Genomic DNA, 452 nt, shown 5'->3' with positions numbered 1-452 from the left:
CACGGCCTCGTGCATCACGCTGATCACCGTGACATCGGGGCAATTGGCCTTGATGGCTTCGTGGAAGGCGATCTTGCCTTCGGGGTCGAGCGCGCCGGTCGCCTCGTCGAGGAACAGCAGCCCCGGCTGCTGCAGGATGATGCGGGCGACCACCAGCTTCTGCTTCTGGCCGCCGGACAGAACCTGATCCCAGATCTTGCCCTCGCGGCTCTCATCGGCCAGGTGCTCGATGAATTCGCCGAGGCCCGCCTTGTGCAGCGCCGCCGCCACCTGCATGTCGCCGTGGTCGTTTTCCGAACCCGGCAGGCAGACCAGTTGCTTCAGCGAGACCTGCTGCAGCTTGACCTCCTGAGCGGCGTAGAAGTTCGTTACACCTTCAGGGAATACGATGGTGCCGCGGCCATAGGGCCACAGGCCGTTGATCGCCTTGATCAGCGAGGTCTTGCCGCAAC

General features: G+C 63.9%; 1 protein-coding gene. It reads right to left on the bottom strand.

Annotation, left to right across the window (positions count from 1 at the left end):
- Positions 1-452, bottom strand: a 452-nt coding sequence (locus tag EOA29_RS40030) for an ATP-binding cassette domain-containing protein (RefSeq protein WP_127222585.1), incomplete at both ends; no start/stop codon positions are given.

This window comes from Mesorhizobium sp. M1E.F.Ca.ET.063.01.1.1 (assembly GCF_003998155.1).
GTDB lineage: Bacteria > Pseudomonadota > Alphaproteobacteria > Rhizobiales > Rhizobiaceae > Mesorhizobium.
Note: the sequence above shows the minus strand (reverse complement) of the source record. Positions and strands in the feature narration are given on the sequence as shown.